Source organism: Thermovirga sp. (assembly GCF_017656375.1).
Lineage (GTDB): Bacteria > Synergistota > Synergistia > Synergistales > Thermovirgaceae > Thermovirga.
In genome coordinates this window covers 1-1696 of sequence record NZ_JACDOB010000084.1, presented here as the reverse complement: position 1 = coordinate 1696, position 1696 = coordinate 1, and the positions used below count along the sequence as shown (strand labels likewise).

The window sequence follows — 1696 nt, the reverse complement described above, 5'->3', positions numbered from 1 at the left end:
ACGCCCTCATATCACCACCGAGAAAAGTTGGGGGAGGAGGTTAAAGAGGTTTCGAACCTAGATGAGGAAGGATAAATCAAAAGGTAAAGAGAGTTTAATCTGCTGAATCCACTTCAACGTATAGACCAATGGGGACGTTCACATCATCGTAGGTTGTGCCGTACCAGTGGTGTATAGGGATTCTGACCTTGTATTTGCTCTCCATGGCGTAGAATGTCACTTGGGATTTTGGACCTTTGTTCTTAAGATGGCCAAGCATTACATAGCTTGAGTAATCTCCGGTGCTGAAACCAATTGTAAGTGCATCGAACCAATCGGGAAGTGCACCGCCACTCAATCCTTTAAGGATGGCTCCGACAGGAATACCAACACCAAAGCTGTGCCCGTCGGTTCCAGCATAAATGTGCCCATAAAATTCTGAAATAGATACCGGGTTGTTGATAGTTCCATTGATTCCTTTAGATTTATTCATCCATTCTTCTGGGAAATTATACTGAGGTTTTCCTAATGTTGAACCACTTTCTACATGTTTAACGTTTCCACTAACTCTGTCAACTGTGAACCTGTCGATCTTTGCAAAATACCTTTCGTTTCCCGTTTCAAAGCATCCAAGACCGGTATAGCATGAGTATTCTTTTTGGTATATATAATGAACAGTCCCTTTAATCCATACATAACCCCAGAACTGCGTTTTAGGTACTGTAATATCATCCCCTGCGGCATAATAATCCGTTATTGACCTTCCAAGGACTTTTACAGTTATCGAGCTTGGATCAAAGTTAATTTTCTTAGAAATCTGGTCTCCAAATGCAACGGTAACATCAGGTCCCCAGTATTTCTGGGTTTCCACAGCTATATCGACAGTTCCAAAAACATCACTCCAAACGTTGTTATGAATTATCAAGACTGGTATCTTAACGTTACTGTATGATTCTTCCTCAATCGTTCTCCATTCGAACCATTGGCCACTGAGAAGGGGTGTTATTTTTCCTTTTTCTTTGATATTTATCCCGTTCTCTCTTATCTGGTCAATGTTAGTGACCCTAGCTTCTTTAAGATTCACCTTGAGTTCTATGTTTTTTGGAAGTGTTGATTTGTCTAAGGCTGCTTCGAAGCTCTCTGGGGGCAAGGTGTAAACTTTCTCGTCTTTCTCAACCCATATATCAAGCCCAATAAATGCTGTTTTTGAATGGATTCTCTTGGCGATGTCTCTGGCTTTGTCTAGCGTAGTAGAGGATATTTTTATAGTATTGTCGGAGAGTAGAAACTTTTTCTCTAGGCTCCCACTTTGTAAAATTTTTATATTGCCCTTTTCGTCAAACGTCCATATAGTGTAGTATACTTTTCCGTATTGGGTTAGTGGCTTTTTATTCTCATCAAGGAGGAGGACCTTGGCGCCGCCAATTGGAGTTGCTACTGCATATCCAATAGCAAAAATTAAAACTGTGGCAATTACAAGCACTATCACAACTTTTTGTTTCATCTACATCACCTTTATGGTTCTTTATATCAATATTTGGCATTAAACATTATAAGCTTTTCCTTTTGCTATTAGTAAAAATTCTTCCTTTTTTTTTCAAGTGTAATTTTATTCAGAGTGTATGTCTTGGATTAGGATTATCCAAAAGAAGCCCGAGTAAAAGAGTTGCATAGAGATACAACAGGATAATAAGTGGAAAAAGAAAGCTCACTCCCT

1 protein-coding gene is annotated in these 1696 nt (G+C 39.3%); it reads right to left on the bottom strand.

The genetic code is table 11. The features are described from left to right. Positions 1-94 precede the first annotated feature (94 nt). Entirely contained in the window at positions 95-1483 is a 1389-nt protein-coding gene (locus tag H0Z23_RS09000; RefSeq protein ID WP_296869113.1) for a hypothetical protein, read from the bottom strand. Between the last annotated feature and the right edge of the window lie 213 nt (positions 1484-1696).